This is a genomic window from Acinetobacter sp. 228 (assembly GCF_048147885.1).
Genome location: NZ_JAYWYV010000325.1, coordinates 1 through 1287, shown reverse-complemented (window position 1 = coordinate 1287; position 1287 = coordinate 1). Strand labels below are relative to the sequence as shown.

The window sequence follows — 1287 nt, the reverse complement described above, 5'->3', positions numbered from 1 at the left end:
TAAATTTCTTTTCTGCTTTTTTGAATTTCTGAATATAACGACGACGACGTGCAGCTGTACGTTCATCGACCTGACTCTTACGACCTTCAAACGGGTTTTCAGAAGTCTTAAATTCAATTTTAACTGGTGTACCTTCAAGCTTATAAACCTTACGGAATACATTCTCTAAATAACGGCGATAATCTGCAGGAGTCTTATCCACCTTGTTACCGTGAATCACAATAGTCGGTGGATTTTGTCCGCCCATGTGCGCATAACGCATTTTAATACGACGGCCTTGAACTGTCGGCGGCTGATGCTGATCAGTTGCATCATTCAAAATCTGCGTCAATTTCGCAGGAGATACCTTTAAGTTTGCAGACTCATAAGCACGGTGAATTGATGGATATAACTCACCCACCCCAGTACCATGTAGAGCAGAAATAAGGTGAATTCGAGCCCAAGGAATAAAGTCAAAACGGCGCTCAACATCAAGCTTACACTGCTTGCGGTCGTATTCACTCATGTTGTCCCATTTATTGATCGCAATGACCATGGCACGCCCAGCTTCCAGCGCATAGCCAATTAAATGTAAGTCTTGCTCAACAATACCTTCACGGGCGTCAACTACAACCACCACCACATGTGCGTCTTTCATCGCTTGTACTTTACCTTTACGGCGTACACCTGCTGTATCAATTAAAGTGTATTTACGGCCTTCACGCTCGAACGGAATATAAATAGAGTCACGAGTTGTACCCGGTTGGTCAAACGCTACCACACGGTCTTCACCAAGTAAGCGATTTACTAACGTTGATTTACCTACGTTCGGACGACCAATAATTGCTAGACGCAATCCGGTATCTTTATCATGCTCTTCAGGATTTTCATCTTCTGGAATATCTTGAAGTACATCCTCAAGCATTTGTTGTACGCCACGGCCATGGCTCGCTGCAACTTGTAATGGTTCACCCATACCAAGCTTGTAGAACTCAACCAAAGCAGCTTCAGCATGTACACCATCAACCTTATTGGCAACAAGATAAATTTTCTTGCCTAAAGTACGTAATTCACGGGCAATTTGCTCATCGGAAGCTAACAATCCGGCACGCGCATCAACTACAAAAATAATAATATCTGCTTCATTGATGGCTGTTTTCGACTGCTCGGCCATGTAGTTATCGATACCGCCTTCACTTTCACCAATACCACCAGTATCAACAACAATGAAAGACTTATTTTGATAAGTCGCATCACCATATTTACGGTCACGAGTCAAACCCGCGAAGTCGGCTACAAGTGCATCAC

At 43.4% G+C, this 1287-nt stretch carries 1 protein-coding gene; it reads right to left on the bottom strand.

Annotated elements, in window-relative coordinates:
* The coding region (gene der, locus VXQ92_RS18645) for a ribosome biogenesis GTPase Der (RefSeq protein WP_416682807.1) at window positions 1–1287 on the bottom strand (1287 nt) is incomplete at both ends.